At 52.4% G+C, this 19,393-nt stretch carries 16 protein-coding genes; 12 read left to right on the forward strand and 4 right to left on the reverse strand.

Annotated features, from left to right (window positions below; genetic code table 11):
• The first annotated feature begins 141 nt into the window (after positions 1–141).
• Both MHI42_RS35950 and rsgA read left to right on the forward strand, forming a co-directional pair.
• On the forward strand, positions 142–810 hold the full coding sequence (locus MHI42_RS35950) for an HAD family hydrolase (RefSeq protein ID WP_342422263.1): 669 nt from the start codon (positions 142–144) through the stop codon (positions 808–810).
• A 770-nt stretch (positions 811–1,580) separates the two neighbouring features.
• Entirely contained in the window at positions 1,581–2,672 is a 1,092-nt protein-coding gene (gene rsgA, locus MHI42_RS35955; RefSeq protein WP_342422264.1) for a ribosome small subunit-dependent GTPase A, read from the forward strand.
• Between the two features lie 196 nt (positions 2,673–2,868).
• Here rsgA and MHI42_RS35960 read toward each other — a convergent pair whose 3' ends face one another.
• A complete protein-coding gene (locus MHI42_RS35960) occupies positions 2,869–3,495 on the reverse strand; it encodes an FMN-dependent NADH-azoreductase (protein ID WP_039310081.1) in 627 nt (208 codons plus the stop codon).
• 328 nt (positions 3,496–3,823) lie between these two features.
• Between MHI42_RS35960 and MHI42_RS35965 the strand changes: the two genes are divergently transcribed.
• Complete coding sequence (locus tag MHI42_RS35965) at positions 3,824–3,961, forward strand: hypothetical protein (RefSeq protein ID WP_171715981.1); 138 nt, start codon at positions 3,824–3,826, stop codon at positions 3,959–3,961.
• Positions 3,962–4,100: 139 nt separating this feature from the next.
• On the opposite strand, the gene MHI42_RS35970 is transcribed toward MHI42_RS35965, so the two are convergent.
• On the reverse strand, positions 4,101–4,340 hold the full coding sequence (locus MHI42_RS35970) for a hypothetical protein (RefSeq protein ID WP_039310083.1): 240 nt from the start codon (positions 4,338–4,340) through the stop codon (positions 4,101–4,103).
• 181 nt (positions 4,341–4,521) lie between these two features.
• Between MHI42_RS35970 and MHI42_RS35975 the strand changes: the two genes are divergently transcribed.
• Positions 4,522–5,190, forward strand: coding sequence for a hypothetical protein (locus tag MHI42_RS35975; RefSeq protein ID WP_342422265.1), 669 nt, complete (start codon positions 4,522–4,524; stop codon positions 5,188–5,190).
• Here MHI42_RS35975 and MHI42_RS35980 read toward each other — a convergent pair.
• Positions 5,165–6,901 carry an alpha-amylase family glycosyl hydrolase gene (locus MHI42_RS35980; protein WP_342422266.1) on the reverse strand — a complete coding sequence of 579 codons (1,737 nt, stop codon included), beginning with the start codon at positions 6,899–6,901 and terminating at the stop codon, positions 5,165–5,167. The two genes, MHI42_RS35975 and MHI42_RS35980, sit on opposite strands and share 26 nt — an antisense overlap.
• Positions 6,902–7,311: 410 nt before the next feature.
• Between MHI42_RS35980 and MHI42_RS35985 the strand changes: the two genes are divergently transcribed.
• From MHI42_RS35985 to MHI42_RS36015, 7 genes are all read left to right on the forward strand, one after another.
• A complete protein-coding gene (locus MHI42_RS35985; RefSeq protein WP_342422268.1) occupies positions 7,312–8,319 on the forward strand; it encodes an ABC transporter substrate-binding protein in 1,008 nt (335 codons plus the stop codon).
• Positions 8,320–8,596: 277 nt separating this feature from the next.
• The gene (locus MHI42_RS35990; protein WP_039310093.1) at positions 8,597–9,376 is read left to right on the forward strand and encodes an ABC transporter ATP-binding protein; all 780 of its coding nucleotides are present in this window, start codon (positions 8,597–8,599) and stop codon (positions 9,374–9,376) included.
• On the forward strand, positions 9,373–10,209 hold the full coding sequence (locus MHI42_RS35995) for an ABC transporter permease (protein WP_081970038.1): 837 nt from the start codon (positions 9,373–9,375) through the stop codon (positions 10,207–10,209). Before MHI42_RS35990 ends, MHI42_RS35995 begins: the two co-directional genes overlap by 4 nt.
• A 94-nt stretch (positions 10,210–10,303) precedes the next feature.
• Positions 10,304–11,293 carry an aromatic acid exporter family protein gene (locus MHI42_RS36000; protein ID WP_076242991.1) on the forward strand — a complete coding sequence of 330 codons (990 nt, stop codon included), beginning with the start codon at positions 10,304–10,306 and terminating at the stop codon, positions 11,291–11,293.
• Positions 11,294–11,448: 155 nt separating this feature from the next.
• A complete protein-coding gene (locus MHI42_RS36005; RefSeq protein ID WP_342422269.1) occupies positions 11,449–12,531 on the forward strand; it encodes an HD-GYP domain-containing protein in 1,083 nt (360 codons plus the stop codon).
• Between the two features lie 244 nt (positions 12,532–12,775).
• Positions 12,776–13,333, forward strand: a complete 558-nt coding sequence (locus MHI42_RS36010) for an outer spore coat protein CotE (protein WP_039310097.1) — start codon at positions 12,776–12,778, stop codon at positions 13,331–13,333.
• Between the two features lie 232 nt (positions 13,334–13,565).
• A complete protein-coding gene (locus MHI42_RS36015; protein WP_342422270.1) occupies positions 13,566–15,038 on the forward strand; it encodes a hypothetical protein in 1,473 nt (490 codons plus the stop codon).
• A gap of 546 nt (positions 15,039–15,584) precedes the next feature.
• On the opposite strand, the gene MHI42_RS36020 is transcribed toward MHI42_RS36015, so the two are convergent.
• The gene (locus MHI42_RS36020; RefSeq protein ID WP_340986735.1) at positions 15,585–16,382 is read right to left on the reverse strand and encodes a GNAT family N-acetyltransferase; all 798 of its coding nucleotides are present in this window, start codon (positions 16,380–16,382) and stop codon (positions 15,585–15,587) included.
• Positions 16,383–16,649: 267 nt separating this feature from the next.
• Here MHI42_RS36020 and mutS point away from each other — a divergent pair, with 267 nt between their 5' ends.
• The gene (mutS, locus tag MHI42_RS36025) at positions 16,650–19,391 is read left to right on the forward strand and encodes a DNA mismatch repair protein MutS (protein WP_342422271.1); all 2,742 of its coding nucleotides are present in this window, start codon (positions 16,650–16,652) and stop codon (positions 19,389–19,391) included.
• Positions 19,392–19,393: the final 2 nt, after the last annotated feature.

A 19,393-nucleotide genomic window follows, 5' to 3' on the forward strand; every position in this document is an offset into this window, starting at 1 on the left:
TGATCTGAAAATAGAGGCCATCCTGTGGAAGAAGCGGTTGTTCTTCTTAACAGAATGGTCTTTTCTTTGTTCCCCGGTGCATAGTACAATGAATTTCTGATGTGGGATCATTGAAATTGATGAAATAAGGGGAACGAAAGAATGAAGGAAGTACAAGCCTTACTGTTTGACCTCGACAATACGCTGATGGACCGTGATCAGACCTTCCGCAGTTTCAGTATGAAATTTGTACAGGATTTCCTCGGACACCTGAATGAGGATGAAGCCGGCCGGGTGGTTGAAGATATGATTATCAGAGATGCTGACGGCTACCGTGATAAGGATGGCTTCTTTGCAGAACTAAGCGAGGTTCTCCCTTGGCAGACAGAGCGGTCGGCAGAGGACATCCGGAAATACTACGACGAAACCTATATTCACCACGGGGCAATCATGAAGCATGCTGTGGCGACACTGGAATATTGCCAAGGCCGCTATCCGCTTGGACTTGTAACGAATGGCAGCAGGGATATTCAATATGGCAAAATTGATCTGCTCGGCCTGCGCCCCTACTTCCGTACTATCGTAATTTCTGGTGAAGTCGGAATCAGCAAACCGGACCCGCAGATCTACCGGCTGGCCTTGGAACGTCTGGGTTCAACGGCAGACCGGACCCTGTTCATAGGGGACCATCCGGTGAATGATATCTGGGGGGCAGTCCGGGCCGGAATGGATACCATCTGGCTGAAGCGTAACCATGCCTGGGATGACTCGCTGAACGTGCAGCCGATTGCCACCATTCATGAGCTGAATGAGCTAGAAGGCATTATTTAATTAGATTTTGTTAAAAAATTCAAGAGAGCCTGTTGACAAACAGCTGGCAGCGCGTTTATCATAACAGCATATTAGTTCGGAAGGAGACGATGTCAAATGACAGTTTATACCGTGTTATCAGGATCAGTTGCAACTGTTGTGGATACGTGTCTTCCGGGAACAGCGGCTGTGGAATAAGATTCCCAGCTTAGCAGGTAAGCTCTAACATGCCTTTTAGAGCCGCCGGGAACCGTATCGGTTCCGGCGGCTTTTTTGCGTGCATAGCCAGATGTATATTCATGCGCTTGAATATATCCTGGTCTGCGGCACGCACAGAAACCTGAGGCAACTCTCTTCTCTTTGTACGAGGGGAGTGCTTCAGCTTTTGGTTTGGATTCCGCCGCCGGAACCTTTGGGTTCCGGCGGTTTTTTTGTTGAAACAGCAGCCATTATATGCTGCATGCTGTCAATGATGCTGCTGTGCTAAAAGGATTGGAAGGGGTACAAACTCCCGGAAATACACGTGAATGATTAAGCAGGCTAGTGAAGCTATTGGTTTAGAATTGAATATTTGAGAAATGAGAAGGAGTGACGGAGGGGGATTTTGGGCTGGAGGAGCGGTAGCGTTCGCCTTTAGGTTTGGATTTCCTCCGTGAACACGGTGTTAAATCATGAAATCCAAACCTAACAGCGGCCGGAAGCCCAAATATCCACCGCAGTGGCGACTGATCCTAAAACTCAAAAAGGCAATATTTAAAGCTCAATACGTAACAATAACCAGGAGGAAATGAATGAATATAGAACAGTATGGCTGGAACGATGAATGGAAAAGTAAGTGGACAGATAAGCTGCAGCAGCTCGAGGCCAGGGTACTTGAGCCGGGCCGGATTGTCGGTGATTTCGGCAGCAAGTACCGGGTCATCGCAAGCACGGGCGAGATCTGGGGAGAGTTATCCGGCAAGCTCAGACATACCTTGACCGGGTCCGGTGATTATCCGGCGGTTGGCGACTGGGTGGCTCTGGCCATGCAGGACGGCGGGGAGCATGCCGTGATTCATGGCGTCCTGCCCCGCCGCAGCGTAATTTCGCGCAAGGTGGCAGGGGTTACCCAAGAGGAACAAATCGTTGCCTCCAACGTTGATACCCTGTTCCTGGTCAGCGCCTTGAACGATGATTTCAATGTACGGCGGATGGAGCGGTATCTGATTATGGCCTGGAACAGCGGGGCGAATCCGGTAATTCTGCTAACCAAGGCAGACCTCTGTGCCGATGCGGCGGATAAAATTGCCGAGATGCAGCAGGCGGCTCCCGGGGTAGCTGTACATGCGGTCAGCGCGCTGCTCGGCGATGGGCGGGAGGAGCTGCTGCCGTATATCGGCCGCGGTCAGACCGTAGCCCTGACCGGTTCCTCGGGCTGCGGCAAATCAACGATGGTTAACTGGCTCAGCGGACAGAATCTGCAGCTTACCCAGGATATCCGGGAAGGGGACAGCCGCGGGCGGCATACGACCACACACCGTGAGCTGTTTGTCCTGCCGGACGGCGGAATCATTGTCGATACGCCGGGGATGCGTGAGCTGCAGCTGTGGGAAGATGAGGGAGGCCTGGATCTGGCCTTCGGTGACATCAGCTCGCTCGCGGCAGACTGCCGCTTCAGTGACTGCCGTCATGTGCGGGAGGAAGGCTGCGCGGTGCTTGAGGCAGTAGCAAACGGTGCACTGGATGAGAAACGGCTGCTTAATTACCGCAAGACGCAGAAGGAAGTGCAGTTCCAGAACAGCAAGGAAGTGAAGCAGAAACGCAAAAGCGTAGCTGCCTCCTCAAAAAGCACACCTCCGCGTGCCAAAGGCAACAGCTGGCAGCGGGTATTGGAAGAGTATTAACCTCTCCGCAGAGCACAAAAAGAGGCCCTGCAGCTGACGTATCAGCTGCAGGGCCTCTTCCTGTAGGGTCCGGGGGGTGTCCCGGAGGATGCACCGGCGGAGCTATATATAAATAAAAGTCCGGTTGATGTTATAGCAGATGCCTGATAAAAGTGCGGAGCTCTAAAGGTGAAACCGGACTTTTAACGCTGGCGGATTAGAACGATGCAGCTGCAGTTTTTGCCAGTTGCAGACCAGTTGCGATAATTTCAGCGGATTTCTGCGGGTTCTGGTTGTGTCCTTCAACGATAACTTGTGTAGTTTCCTTGAAGCCCCAGAAGTTCAGGTTACCCATGATGAAGTTAACAGCCATTTCAGCACTTGCAGCAGGGCCTTCGGAGTACACGCCGCCTCTGGCGTTCAGTACAGCTGCTTTTTTGCCTGTCAGCAATCCTACAGGACCTTCAGCAGTATACTTGAAGGTTGTGCCGGCCTGGTTCAGGTAATCGATGTAAGTGTGCAGTACGGCCGGAACAGTCATGTTCCAGAGCGGGAAGGCGAATACCACTTTGTCAGCGGCCAGGAACTGGTCCAGATATTTCTTAACAAGAGCGGCGCCGGCAGCTTCTTCAGGAGTTGCCTCGAAGCCCTGTGCTGCTTTGTATACGCCTGTGATCAGCGTGTTATCGTAGTAAGGAAGTTGTTCAGCGAACAAATCCAGTTCAGTAACTTCATCCTGCGGATGGGATTCTTTGTAGCTCGCCAGGAACTCATTATAGAGCTGAACACTTACAGATTGCTCGGCTGGGCGGTTATTTGCTTTGATAAACAGGACATTAGACATTATGATTTCTCCTTAAATATATATTTAATATTAACTATAGATAATATAGCATTTAATAAATTGTTTGTAAATATCCGTCGGATAAAATTTTTATTTTGCCGACACAAACAGGCTTTTTTTGCACAGATACCATATCTCCTGTTGAAGGAATCCAATCGCAGAAGAACCGTCAATATGTAGTAAGACTAATTTTGCAGCTGTTTGCAGCAGTGATATTGGCTGGTTTAAGCCATCCGGGACCCGGTTATATAGGTGTTACAAGGAGACAAGGAAATGATTTCCTCTCCCTACAACGGGATTCTGATCCCATTCCAAAGGAGCGATTGACATGTCCATTGACCGTTTCATTATTAAGAAATTGGACAACTGTCACGAAGAGCATACCCGGCGCAACCTGGTGAAGTTGTTCAAGCTGCGGATTCAAAAGGCCGAGAAAGAAGAGAAACGGAATCTCAGGATTGGCTGAGGCAAAGCATACCCTGATCATACAGATAACACGCATTATATAAAGAGGGCACATTCCTGGACTGCAGGCGTGTGCTTTTTTGTATGGTGTTCTCCGGGGCTGTATCATGCATATATTCCGGCAAAAAAATATCCCTCTATTAATAGAGGGATAAAGCCAGTGAATCATTTTCACTATAACTGTGCAATATAGCTTCTGAGCCTTTAATTTCGATACTGATTAGAGAATTCAAACATTTCTGCAGGGCGTTTTTTCCCTTTTGAATTTTGAGCTCCAGTGTGCTGTTAAGCAGTCGAAGTACTTTTTGGGTAGGCTGTTTGTTTTCTGTTGTGAAATATACTGGTACAAGCTTGTTCTGAAATGTGATGAGCATTCTCATTTTGAAATCACCTCGCTAAAAGTATTTCATGGTATTGATCTTACCCTGCATTTCTTAATTTTACCTTAAAATTAGCTTATGATAACATAAAGATTGCAAGTTTTATAGTTTTACCGTTTTTTGAAAGCCACTCATTGACAATAAATTTCAGATTTATGGGAATAGGGAAGGATATATGGATGTGAAAACTCAAGATGTAATCTGTTTAGCACAGTTTCTGTTCCCCGGTGAAACAGAGCGGAAAGTGGTGGCGGATATTCTGCAGACAGTCTCTGGCGCAGTAGGGATTTGCAGGGTGAAGTACATGGAAGGCGAAACTTCGCAGGATGTATGCATGCAAATACATAAAGATAAAATAGTTGTTACCGGTATACTGGAAGAAGACCCTTTCGGTTATGAATTGAAGGAGCCTAATGAGATGAAGCGGGCCTGCTATTATCTTTTTAATTGCTTTGAATATGCAGAGACCCGCATGGTGTCTGTTCCGGCACTCTTCCTGTCCAGAAGCAGGTATGAGGAGATTAAACAACAAGCAGGGTCCTGCAGTTTATGTATGCTGGCTGAGTACCTGGGAGAGGAAACGGGTGATTTGGCCAGTTCAACTGAACTGGCCAAGGTTATGTTAGGCCCGGAAATGACCGGAGAATTGCGGTTATGCTCCCGTGCCGGCAGCAGCTGGAGCCTTCAGCAGGCTTCATATTTTGAGAACGCTTCTGGCGGCTGGCTCCTGCGGATGAGCGCCGAGCCCGCGCGGGACTATCTGATCGCCGCTCCGCTCACGAAGGCAGAGCTGTGCTGCGCCTTTTATGAGTGGGTCATGCATTCTACTCCGATTTGTACTCCAGAATAACTGTTGTGTAAGCAGGAAGCGTGAGTCCGCCGCTGCCGAGTGCGGCCTTGCCGCCAACTGATCTGAGGATACCAGCATATGTAATGCCTCCAGTTCCGGTATGAAGCTGCATCGTCTGTGCCGATCCCGTTAGGTTATGAATAACAAGGACCTGCTGCCTGGCGGTTATCCGTTCATAAGCCATAATTCCCCCGTTCCCGGAAGGGTAATCACGTATGTCCCCGTCTCGCAGGGCCGGCACCTCTTCCCGCAGCTGAATAAGCTCGCGGTAGCGCACCAGCAGTGAATCCCTGCGTTTTTGCTGGCTCTCTACATCGGCCCCGGGATTCGCAGCGTTATTGCTGCCCGGCTCCCACGAAGTCTGACCTGCATCCCCTCCGTCCGGCGTCCATTTCATGGGCTCGCGGATGCCTTCATCCGGCTTCACACCCAGCAGCCCGATCTCTTCCCCATAATAGATAAATGGATTACCCGGCAGGGTCAGCAGCATGGCTGCCGCCATTGCGGCATGATCTGGCTGATTCTCAAGCTGGCTCATGACCCTGTTCTGATCATGATTGGTCAGGAAAATTGCATCCGTGAAAGCACCGCCTGAGATTTGCGAATACAGCTTGTAGGTCCGTTCCAGGGTAAACGCGGCTCCGCTGTCCTTCTCCGTTTGAGCCGAATGGACAAGCGTTTCAGCAAGCCCGAAGTTAAATCCGGAATTGAAGGCCTGATCTAGATAGGCCCCTACGGATACAGCGGAATTCTCCCAGACCTCACCCACGATAAAAGCCTGCGGGTTCACCCCGTTCATGGCTGTGCGGAATTCCTGCCACCAGGCTACATTCTTGGCTGTTGTCGCCGTACTTTTGTCCGAAAGAAGATCCTCATAAATATGCTTTGCAGCATCCAGACGGAACCCGTCAACGCCTTGTTCCAGCCAATAGGTTCCGATGCTCTTCATTTCCCGGCGGACCTCAGGATTATCGAAGTTGAGATCCGGCATTCCCTCCCAGAAAGTCCCCATATAGTGGCTTCCCCGCAGAGCATGCCACGGACTGCCGCTGCCGGCAGCACTGGTTCCACTGACCGGGCGCTTCTGATCTTCGGCCCAGATATACCAGCTGCGGTATGGGCTGCCTGGATCCCTGGCTGAATCCACAAACCAGGGATGAGCCTTGGACGTATGGTTCACTACCAGATCCATAATTACCTTGATGCCCCGTTTATGTGCCTCCTTGATCAGTGTCTGCATATCTTCGAGTGTTCCATAGTCCGGGTTAATACTCCGGTAATCGGTTACATCATACCCGTGATAGCTGGGCGAGGGGTTAACCGGCATCAGCCATATTCCTCCTACACCCAGATCCTCGTGGGTTCCCGGGTCCCCGTCATTCAAATAATCCAGTTTCTCCGTGATCCCCTGCAGATCACCGATACCATCCCCGTCTGAATCGTAGAAGGAGCGGACGAATATTTCATAAAATACGGTGGAAGGCTGCTCGTCCACAGCTGCATTCGGATTAGCGGCAGATTGCACAGCGCCGTTGTTCTGTACCCCTGCCCCTGATTGCGGTTCTGTACTGTGAAGGGGAGAGGAAGGTTGTGCGGATGAGACACCGGCAGCATGATTTCCGCCTGTGCGCTCAGTGCTGCTGCAACCGGCCAGCAGCACCGCAGCCAGGCCAGTGATTGCTAAGGCATGCAGCATACGGGTTGTTGGCATAACTGATGAAGAACGAGACATAGAATTAAAACTCCTTTCAGGCATTCAGGATATTTTGCTTCATTAAATATGCAACTTCGTAAGCGCTTTATTGTTTCATCTTATTGGAAACGCCACTCTAGGTAAAACGTTTGCACAACCTGAATATGGAGAGATACATCCATAGGAGCGGTTTTTAATGAAGTAATCTGGATTTATCGCTTAAATTCTTTGATTTAGTCTATTTTATTACCTGATATGAGCATTCGATTAATCCCTATCCGGAAAATCGGCCGAAAATATATACAAATCGCTTTATAGAACGCAGATTTTTTGTGCAAACGATAGCAATACAGTTCTTTAACCTTTCGGCGGGCAACCGCATATGCATAGAGCAAGGGCGAAAGACCCGGGAAGAAAGGAGAATGAAGATGAATCTCAAGAAAAAACTGTCATTGTCGCTCCTGATGATTGTCACGTGTTTCGCAGTACTCGCCGGGTGTGGCGGTAATTCGGCTGTAGTGAAGGTGAAGATCGGTGAGGTTACCCGCTCCGTGTTCTACGCGCCGGAGTATGTGGCGTTGTCCCAGAATTTCTTCAAGGAGGAAGGGCTGGATGTCGAGCTGCAGACCATACCGGGCGGGGATAAAACGATGACGGCGCTGCTCTCCGGTGCTATAGATGTAGCCCTGGTCGGCTCGGAAACTTCGATTTATGTGTATCAGCAGGGGGCGGATGACCCTGTGATCAATTTTGCCCAGCTCACGCAGCGGGATGGAACATTCTTATTCGCACGTACACCGGATAGTGCTTTCACATGGGACAAAGTTAAAGGGTCAACTTTCCTGGGTCAAAGGCAAGGCGGCATGCCGCAAATGGCCGGCGCATTTACCCTCCTGAACAAGGGGATTGATACCGCCAGTGATCTGACGCTGATTCAGAATATTGATTTTGCCAATATTGCCGGTGCTTTTGCTTCCGGGACAGGGGATTATGTACAGCTGTTTGAACCGCAGGCATCGATCTTCGAGAGTGAAGGAAGGGGCCAGGTTGTCGCTTCATTTGGCGTAGAGAGCGGTTATCTCCCGTATACCGTGTTCATGTCCAAGGAGAGCTACATCAGCAAAAACAAAGACACAGTGCAGAAATTCACCAATGCCATCCAGCGTGCACAATTGTGGGTGAAGGATCATAGCGCGGAAGAAATCGCTGATGCGGTTATGCCTTATTTTGATAAAACGGACCGGAATATAGTTGTCTCCGCCATCAGCCGCTATAAGGATCAGGATACCTATGCGGTAAACCCGGTAATTGATGATAAGGAATGGAACAATCTGCTTGATGTGATCGACAACGCCGGTGAGCTGAAGGAACGTGTCCCTTCGGGCAAGATTGTGGATAATACTTTTGCCGAAAAAGCGGAGAGCAGCATTAAGTAGGGTTGTGATGCTTCCGGAGCTAGTTTGTTCGATGCAGAATCGTGAGAAGTAATGCTCACAAACTAAGTTGATGCTTCCGAAGCGAGTTTTGCCGCAAAGAAGAATCGAAGATGTGAATTTTTACGCAAAACTAAGTTGATGCTTACGAAGCGAGTTTGTTCGATGCAGAATCGTGAGAAGTAATGCTCACAAACTAAGTTGATGCTTCCGAAGCGAGTTTTGCTGCAGAGAAGAATCGAAGATGTGATTTTTACGCAAAACTTTTAGGAGGGCTGATATGCTTCCAGTAGTGGAGTTGAAGGAAATCACGCACGCCTATCTGGGAGACCGCGAGGCTTCGCTTGCGATCGAGGATTTCAATCTCAGCGTGGGCCAGGGTGAGTTCGTCAGCCTCGTCGGGCCCAGCGGCTGCGGCAAGACGACGCTGCTGTCGATCATTGCCGGGCTGCTGCGGCCCTCGCGGGGCGAAGTTTTACTCAGCGGACGCTCTGCGGCTGGGCCGTCTCCTGAAGTAGGTTATATGCTGCAGCAGGATTATCTGTTTCCCTGGAGGAGCATTCAGGATAATGCACTGCTTGGCCTGGAGCTGACCGGAAGGCTGGATGAAGAGTCGCGCAGCAAAACCCTGCAGCTGCTGGCCGATATGGGGCTTGCGGGCAAGGAGCTTGCCTTTCCGGCTCAGCTCTCGGGCGGAATGCGCCAGCGCGTCGCTCTGGTGCGGACGCTGGCGACAGATCCCGGCCTGCTGCTGCTGGATGAACCGTTCTCCGCGCTGGATTACCAGATTAAGCTGCAGCTGGAGGATCTGGTCTCGGAGACGCTGATGCGCCGGGGAACAACGGCTATTCTGGTTACTCACGACCTGTCTGAGGCAATCGCCGTCAGCAGCCGGGTCATTCTGCTCCAGCGGAATCCGGGAAGGATCCGCAGGATTTTTCAGGTTCCGGAAGCCATCCGCAGTACCCCGCCGCTGTATGCGCGGGACTTGCCCGGATTCGCGGAGCTTTTTCATGAAGTGTGGAAGGAAATGGAGCTGGCAGGGAGGGAAGGCGTGTGAAGACGGAATTGCCCGCAGAAGTGGCGGCCTCCCGTGCACTTTGGCTGGAACAAAAGCATGCGGACTACAGGAAGAAGAAGCTGCGCCGCAAGACTCAGGTTCTGATCGTAAGAAGCAGTATCCTGATCCTGTTCTTTGTGCTCTGGGAAGCGGGGGCCAGGCTGGGCTGGATTGATGAACTGCTCTTCAGCTACCCGACGAAAGTGTTCCGGCAAATTTGGGATGACATGGTCAGCGGCAGTCTTTGGCCGCATCTGGGGATGACTGTAGGAGAGACAGTAGTCGGGTTTATTCTCGGAACCCTGCTTGGGACGCTGCTGGCTGTGATCATCTGGTGGTCGCCTTTTCTGTCTGCCGTACTTGATCCTTATATGGTCGTCTTCAACAGTATGCCGAAGGTGGCGCTGGGTCCGATCTTCATTGTTATGTTCGGCGCCGGGTTCACCGCGATTGTGGTCACCACGTTATCCATTACGGTGATTATTACCACTCTGGTGGTGTACAACAGCTTTTGCAGTGTGGACCCGAATCTGGTTAAGGTTGTCCGTTCATTCGGCGCTTCCAGAGTACAGGAATTTAACAAGGTGATTCTTCCGGCGTCCTTCCCTACGGTGGTCTCCACGCTGAAGGTGAATGTCGGGATGTCATGGGTCGGAGTCATTGTAGGGGAATTTCTGGTGGCCAAATCGGGGCTGGGTTATCTGATTATCTATGGCTTTCAGGTGTTCAATTTCACGCTCGTCATGTCCAGTCTGCTTATTATCGCCGCGGTGGCTACAGCCATGTATCAGCTGGTTGTATATGTGGAGAAGCTGTTATTGTCTCGGAGGTAGAATAATGTAATATTGTGTCTCCCGGCAAAATCTTGTACCATGACTATATCTTTACCTGAATATTGAAGCTGAACTTTGTAGGAGAGGTATTAACATGGGATTTCGTATTATCAAAACGGCGGCTGCAACTCTGCTGTCCATTCTGCTGGCCGCCGCCGCAGGTATTCCCAATGCGCAAAGCGCGGGACTGCTGGCCATTCTCGGGGTGGAAACAACGCGCAAAAGGAGTCTCCGCACGATCACGGCACGCTTCTTCGCCTCGCTGGTGGGACTCTTTTTGGGCTGTATTCTCTTTTTCACCCTGGGCTTTCATTATTGGGTTCTCGGACTGTATGTACTGTTCGGCTTCCCGCTTATCGTCAAATCCGGCTTCAAAGAGGGGATTGTCACCAGCTCCGTTATTGTGTTCCGTGTTTTTGGACAAGCTGACATTACCGTTCACATCCTGCTGCAGCAGATTGAGCTGCTGATTATCGGCCTGGGTTCGGCCGGACTCGTCAACTTCATCTATATGCCGCAGACCGGAGACATGATTGCCGGTATCCGCAAAGAGGTGGACGGCTATTTCTCGGTTATCTTCCGGCAGATTGCCAGAACCCTGCGTGATCCCGCTTATGTATGGGACGGAAAGGAACTGATCGGAGCCGGTGAAGCGGTGCAGAAGGGTCTGACCGCGGCTTCAAGGGAGATGGAGAATCATGTGATCCATCCGGATGAAGCCTGGAATGTGTACTTCTACATGCGCAAGGAGCAGCTGGAGTCAATCCAGAATATGATGCAGCTTCTCTCTCAGGTATACCGCCAGCTGCCGCATGGTGATATGGTTGCGGAGCTGTTCGATCAGCTTAGCGGCGATGTGCTGGCTGAGGAATATACCGGCCGGACGGAGAAGCTGCTGGATGATCTGCAGCAGGAGTTTCAGCAGATGGAGCTCCCGGATTCCCGTGAGGTATTCGAGATCCGCTCCGCTATTCTGCAGTTATGCCGGGAGCTTGCGCTCTATCTCAAAATTGCCAAACGCTATAAAAGTCCGGTCGATCCGAGACCGGTGAAGGACAAGCTGCCCGCAAAGGGAAATGCTTGAGCAGGAAGGTAAATATGTCTCAGGTATTAACATTACGGTGTGAATTAACGATAAGATATATAAGCACTTAAAGTGAGCTTATCTCTATAGTTATGTTCATTTTCTGTTCGGGACAGAGAAACACATTTCAGGATAAGATTGTAGATGAGGCCGCGATGCTTCCAATTACAGCAGCGGTTCACTCCGGTGGACGGCTGCACTGGCAGGTGAGGAACATGAACAACAGCAATGAACAATATATCGGCAAACAGCTTGCAGCCAACCTTTTTAATCATAGCGGTGTGTTTGTTCTGCCGGCGATGACCTTATTAAGCGGGGAACATATCCGGCTGATCTCCCAGCACAAAATCCTCCTGGAGCCGCATGATGTCCTTCAGGTGGACAACGCGGCATTCTATCAGCTGGCCGTGGATGACTGCACAGCAGCGATGGAGAGCATTTTTGACCAGCTCCGCTATACCAAGACCAAAAGGCTGCCGATGATAGAGCTCAGAAATGAAGTCATTCCTTTTATCCAGCAGGTAAGTGAGAAGAACGATTTCTACGGAATATTGGCTGCACTGCAGTCCAAGGATGATTATACATACAGGCATAATGTTGCGGTTGGTATTATCTCCACGCTGCTTGGCAAATGGCTGAAGCTGAAGCCGGACGAGCTAAGCATGCTGACCATCGCAGCGACTCTTCATGATATCGGCAAAATTATGATTCCGGCTGAAATTCTCACCAAACCCGGTCCGCTGAGTGAGGAAGAATATGCGCTGATGAAGAAGCATACCACCCTTGGATATGAAATGATCCGGGATACCGTGGGCACCACTCACATGCAGGCGCTTGTTGCGCTGCAGCATCATGAACGGATGGACGGCAGCGGCTACCCCTTTGGGGTGCTGGGGCACCGGATTACCGATTTCAGCAAAATTGTCGCGGTGGCGGATATTTTTCATGCGATGACCTCAGACCGCTTCTACCGCACAGCCGCCCCTTTGTATGAGGTGCTCAGGCAGATGGACGATAATGTCTACGGCAAGCTGGATCCTTATATCTGCAGTGTGTTCATCAATAAACTGATGCAATCGATGATCGGCAATGAGGTACTGCTCACAGACGGACGGATCGGCAAAATCATCATGATTCTGGCCCATGATCCGCTGCGTCCCCTGGTGAATATCGATGACGATTTCATTGATCTGAGCCGTCACAGGCAATTGGGCATTGTGCGTGTAATTCCGCAATAAGCACAGAGTGAAATATCGTAAAACGAAAAAAAGGTAGCGGTTCCCATATTTTGGGGAAGGGCTGCCTTTTGTTTTTTTCGGAAGCGGGACTCATAACTGGCTAATTTTAGCAATAAAATGAAGCAGGAGGCTTAATTAGACTCTCACGAGGGCTTACCCAAATTTATTTCTACTCTAACAATCAACAAATGCCCAGAACGTGCATACACTTGATAGTGAATGATTGTATGGAGGAGGTTCAAAGATGTCATTAAGCCATAAACGTCAAACAAGGGAGATCATTACGAAGGCAATTTGCGGCAAAGGTCGTAAGTTCTCTACCGCAACCCATACCGTGACTCCGCCACATCATCCGACTAGTATTCTGGGGGCTTGGATTATCAACCACCAGTACGAAGCGGTTGCCGCCGGGAACGGAATCGAAGTAATCGGTACTTATGATGTGAACATCTGGTACTCGTACGACAAAAACAAGCAGACCGAGGTTGCCAAGGAAACGGTCTCCTATGTGGAGCTTATTCCATTGTCGTATCTGGACCCGAGACACCGTGCTTCCACGGCACAGGTCTCTGCGGAGGCAACGCAGGAACCCAATTGTGTGGAAGCCGGGGTATCGCCGGGCGGCGGCAGTGTGACGCTCCGGGTGGAACGGGAGTTCGAGGCGGAGCTGGTGGCTGAGACCAAGGTCCGCGTGTATGTCAGCGATCAGAGTGATGATCTGGAAGACAAGGACTATGATTTTGACGGCGAGAGTTTTGATTACGATGATCTGGACCCTGACGCCCTGGATGATGAGCTGTAAGGAAGGAATACGCCGCTGCCTTTCTGTTACTGTGTTGGGTTATGATCCATTATATGATGAGAGGGCAGCGGCGTAGAGGGCGAATGCCCTCTTTTTTTTAAAATATTTTGGGGTTAGGTTTCAGCACCAAAAGCTTCATCTGCGTACTGCAGAAGGGCGGGCTATCCGGTTATTAGGGATGATGCAGCTGTAGGCGCGGCATGAAGAATTTCGGATGGGCGGTGGCATAAGGATGAACGAAGGGCTTAACTTATTCCTTCAGCTGGCACCGGAGCAGATTATGCGCAGACTCCGGCGCTGCGGGATTGAAGCGGACCCCGGGGCTATCGGCAGACCAGCACGGCGGAAGGATGCAAGAGAGAGTCATACATATTCCCATGGACAAGACCCCGCAAGTTACAGGCAGCACTACCGGGTGGTTATTTTCAATCTGGCTGTGCTGGAGTGCCAGCCTCTGGGTGCAGGGGCGGCTATGAATGCTGCTTTTTTGGGGCCGGTGAGAGGAGAGGGCGGTTATGGCGGAGCGGGTGCCAGAAGTAATAGTGGGGACCGCAATAGAGGAGCGGGAATTTCGGGGCATGACGAGAACAGCTATGAGAGCACGGGTGCCGGAAGTGATAGCGGGAACAGTTATGGCGGAGTGGGTGGCGGAAGTGAGATGCGGGGGGTGGCAGGTGCTGTCCGTGTAACGGCGGTCCGGGCGCTGTACAGCCTGGGGCTGGACAGCGGCGAGGTGGAGCTTCGGGCCATGGGCGGGCGGCGTTATGTGGTGACAGGCATCACTCCGTTGATGCCGGTACCCGGTAAGCCGCTGCCTGAGCCGTACCGTGCAGCCTCGCGGGAGCTGGCCCGTTCCCTTGCCCTTGAGCAGCCAGGCCGTGCCGGGCTGCTTATGGGTATGGACCCGGAGTTCCTGCTGCTCCGGGAATCCACGGGCCGCGTCGTGCCGGCGTCGCGGTACCTGCCCATGGACGGCGTCGCGGGCTGCGACGCCGGACCCCCGGGAACGCGCGGCGTGTTCCCGGTGGCGGAGCTGCGCCCTGCGCCGCGCGGGGAACCGCGCGCGCTGCTGGCGCAGCTGATGTCCGCCGCGCGCGAGGCGGACCGGCTCATCGCCGACCGCTCGCTCCGCTGGCGGGCGGGAGGCATGCCGCTGCGGGGCTGGGCCCTCGGCGGCCACCTGCACTTCAGCGGCGTGACGCTGTGCGCGCCGCTGCTGCGCGCGCTCGACAACTATCTCGCGCTGCCCATGCTGCTGCTCGAGGACATCCGGGCTGCGGCCCGGCGTCCCCGCTATGGCGTGCTCGGCGATTTCCGGCGGCAGCCGCATGGCGGCTTCGAATACCGGACGCTGCCGAGCTTCCTGGTATCCCCGGTCATCGCCAAAGGCGCGGTCTGCCTGGCTCACCTGATCGTGAGCCATTATGAAGAGCTGCCGCTGCGCCCGCTCGACCGGGAGAAGCTGCATGCCGCCTTCTACAGCGGCGACAAGCAACCGCTCCGCGAAGCCTGGCCTCCCCTGGAGGCGCAGCTTCGCGCGCTGGGCGGCTACGCAGCCGCCGCCAGCTACATAGATCCTCTGCTGCGCTCTTTAGCCGCGCAGCAGACCTGGGACGAGTCGCGTGATATCCGCGGCTTGTGGTGCGGCAGCGCACCGTCAGTCTCCGGGACGCGCCCGGCCAGGCCGGAAGATACTTTTCAATAGTGCCTGCCTATATAACAGCAGGCAGCCGCCGTTCACGATTCCCCCTCGCCTCCCGGTGCGGGGTGATTTGTGTAGTTGAACAAATTAACAAATAGAGCCCGAACAAAAATCCCAAAGCGGGCAAAATATAATTCAAGCAACGATTCGGGAGAGAATCCGGGAAATTGCAATCGTTGTGGGCTAGAGCAAAACATCCATTCTTCACAAACAATTCTTTACCGGCAGAATGGAGACAACTCAGTAAGCGATGTAGACATAAATGTTGTACGTTCTACAACTTTGATTCATGGGCAGCCGGGTGTTTGTGAAGATTGTTGTATAAAATACAAGAATAATCCCGCTAATCCGCTTGGAAAAGGAGAAATCCTGCTTTTTATACAACATTATTGGGTTTGGGCCGGTAGGATGAGGAGAATGTTGTATTATGTGCAGGATTATATAGCAAGTTAGCGGATCACGGTTTTTACAGCCTCTACTACATCAATTTTCGTTATTGTTCCCTCTAAAGCAGGCCCCACGCTTCCACAAGGACAGGGCTCCAAATTCCTATATGTATAGCATGGACCATGTCCCGATGTCAGTGAACCCGAGCTTTTTGTAGATTAATCCCGCTTGCGGATTGTTATAGAAAAGACACAGTGACTTGCCTTCTTCCAGTACATCGGCGCTTAGACGGGCGACCACCTGCGTGGCTAACCCTTGTCCCCTGTATTCCGGATGGGTCGCTACAGCAATGATCATCGCCGACATGGAGTTTTCCGCCGCAGTGGAAGCCGTTGCAACAACTTTACCCTCTTTTTCCGCGAAATAGGTGCGTCCGGTCTTGCTCTCCAGTGCTTTGTGCAGCGTTTGACGCGAGTCTGCCGAACTGCCTGAGAATTCTTCGATCAGATCCGTAAGGGAACATACCGCCTCCACATCATGGATTGTCGCACTCCGGAAACCGCCCGGGGCAGCAGCCGCAGCACGAATTTGTTCATTCATTTCCTTAAGCTCGGCGAAGAACATCTGCTTCTCGGATTTACAGTCCAGCACCTGGCGGAATTTCTCAATTACCTGTGATGAACCCGAGAGCATTTCGGCCTTCCCGCTCTTTCTTACCAGCTCCGCGAATCCTTCCACGTCAAAAGGACCCTCTGCATAGGGCAAAAAACTTCCATAGAACCGCAGCATCACCGCTTTGAACCGGCCGTCCGGTTCATCCATCTCGCCCCACAGCTCCATGAAATCCTGTTCAAACCCGAAATTCTCCACATCCCCGATGATAAACAAATTGAGTGCAGGGTCTTTGTGCAACAGCGCCATCAGCGGGATGCGGTCAGCTTCATTCAGTTTTCTTATCACGATTTTTCCTCCTTACATAAGATAGAATGTACAATCGTTTTCATAGATCATATTATAGAATATTATGGGCTTGAAAATATAAATTCGTTCTAATTGGCTTAACGCCAAAGGAAAAACGCTGTATTACAGCGAGAAAAGCTGCTGCCAGCCGGCCGGAAAATCTGTACACCAGGTTTTAGCAGGAGACCGGAAGAGGCTGCGGGTAACTTTGAGAGGGAAGTTTCTGCTATAATAGAGAACAGTATGAAGTAGGCATGGAGGTAGACGATGGCAAACTATACGCCGATGATTCAGCAGTATTTAAAAGTGAAGGAAGGGGCAAAAGACGCTTTCCTTTTCTTTCGTCTGGGCGATTTCTATGAAATGTTCTTTGAGGATGCCTTGCTTGCCTCGAAGGAGCTTGAGATTACACTAACAGGCCGTGATGGCGGGGTCGGCGAAAAGATTCCAATGTGCGGAGTGCCGCATCATGCTGCCGAGGGGTACATACAGCGCCTGATCGAGAAAGGCTACAAGGTCGCTATCTGCGAGCAGCTCGATGATCCTGCGGTGACCAAAGGGATGGTCCGCCGCGATATCGTCCGCGTAGTTACACCGGGCACCGTGATGGACGGCAAAATTATAACGGACAAAAGCAACAATTACCTCGTCTGTGTGACTGAGGAAGATGGAATGACGGCACTGGCTGCCTGCGATTTAACAACAGGTGAGCTATATGTCACCTCTGTACTCTCCAGCACCGAATGGCTGCGGGATGAGATCGGCATCTATGAGCCGGCAGAGATTATCGGGGACGCGGCGCTCCTGGAGCAGCTGCGCAGTGAAGCCTCCCTGCTGGCTAAGCCAGTAGTTTATACACCGTGGGACAAGCAGGAGGAAGGACTGGCCCGCCGCCAGTTCGGCGAAGCGGCATGGGTACGGCTGGAGAAGGAACGCGGCCGCTGTCTGGCGCTGCTGATCTCCTATTTCAGCGAGACCCAGCGCCGGTCGCTTGGGCAGCTCACCCAGATTTCGCCTTATGAGCCCGGAAATTATATGATTCTTGATCCGTTCACCCGGCGCAATCTGGAGCTGACCGAAACCGTAAGGGAGCGCTCCAAAAAAGGCTCGCTGCTCTGGCTCCTCGACCGCACCGAAACCTCGATGGGCGGGCGTCTGCTGCGCCGCCGGATCGACAAGCCGCTTCTGCAGCGTGCGCCGATTGAACGCCGCCTCGAAGCTGTCGACTATTTGTATAACCAGTTTATCGTCCGCGAGGATTTGCGCGGAGCACTGAAAGAAATCTATGATCTGGAGCGGCTCGTCGGACGGATTGCCTTCGGCAGCGCCAATGGTCGGGATATGAACGCGCTGAAGCTGTCGCTGGCGCAGATTCCGGCGCTGAAGGAGATGTGCCTGACATCCGGTTCGGCCACCCTGCGGGAGATCGGCACGTCCATGGATGAGTGCGCAGAGCTCCGGGAGGATATCGAACGTGCCATTGTTGAGGATGCTCCAGTGTCTGTCCGTGACGGAGGAATTATCCGCGGCGGATATCATGAGCGGCTGGACGAGCTGCGTGAAGCCAGCAGCAGCGGCAAACGCTGGATTGCCGAGCTGGAAGCGAAGGAACGCCAGGCGACGGGCATCAAATCCCTGAAGATCGGCTATAACAAAATCTTCGGCTATTATATTGAAATTACCCGCTCCAATCTGTCTGCACTTCCGGAAGGCAGATATGAACGGAAACAGACGCTGGCCAATGCCGAGCGTTATGTTACCCCGGAGCTGAAGGAGAAGGAAGCACTGATCCTGGAGGCCCAGGACAAAATGACAGACCTGGAGTACAGCCTGTTCACCGAGCTGCGCGAGCGGATTAGCGCCCAGGTTCCCCGGCTGCAGGCGCTTGCCGAGAAGGTGGCCGAGATTGATGTGTATCAATGTCTCGCGGCGGTTAGCGCCGAGCACCGTTTTGTGAAGCCGAAGCTGTCCGACAGCTATGACCTGCGGCTCGAAGGCGGGCGACATCCGGTGGTTGAGGCAGTGCTGAAGGATTCCGCGTTTATTGCGAACGGCAGCACACTCAGCAAGGATGAGGGCAATATCCTGCTGATTACCGGACCGAATATGGCAGGTAAAAGCACGTATATGCGCCAGGTTGCACTCATCTGCATAATGGCCCAGATCGGCTGCTTCGTGCCGGCATCCAGTGCCGAGGTTCCGCTGATTGACCGTATCTTCACGCGGATCGGAGCAGCGGATGACCTGATCGGCGGCCAGAGCACCTTCATGGTGGAGATGGCCGATATTCAGGTCATGACCGAAAAGGCTACGGCCCGCAGCCTGATCATCATTGACGAGCTGGGCCGGGGGACCTCGACCAGTGAAGGTATGGCGATCGCCCAGGCGGTGATTGAATACGTGCATGATACTATCGCCTGCAAAGCACTGGTATCGACGCATTTCCATGAGCTGGCTCATCTGGAGCAGAGTCTGAGCGGACTCCGTAACTATTCCATGGCGGTGCAGGAGAGCGGGGACAAGGTCAACTTCCTGCGCAAGCTTGTGCCGGGAGCGGCGGACAGCAGCTACGGAATTTACTGTGCGAGACTGGCCGGACTGCCGGAAGGCATCATCGACCGCGCGTACGGCCTGCTTCAGAGCATCGAACAGGCATCTCCACCGGGCAGCGTGCCGCTGAACTACGGTACAGGCTATAATGACCGGCCCGGACCTGTGATTCAGGAGAATCAGGCTGTGGCTTCCATGGCTGCGGCTCAGCAGGAAGCAGCTGTTTCACTTGCTTCCCCTACGGAGGAAGAGGAGAATGAGGTTGTACAGCTCTCAATCTTTGGTGAGGACGAGCCGCGCAAGAACCGCAAAGGCGGGGTCGCAGCACCGGCAGCCAAAGAAAATCCGCTTCTGAAAGAGCTGATCTCAGCTGTACAGGGTGCGGATCTGATGAATATGACGCCACTGCAGGCGATGGGCCTGCTGAATGAACTGAAGATGAAGGCCAGGGAGCTATAAGC

Origin of the sequence: Paenibacillus sp. FSL E2-0178, from assembly GCF_038593005.1 — a bacterium.
In the GTDB taxonomy this organism is placed as follows: Bacteria; Bacillota; Bacilli; order Paenibacillales; family Paenibacillaceae; genus Paenibacillus_AQ; species Paenibacillus_AQ phytohabitans.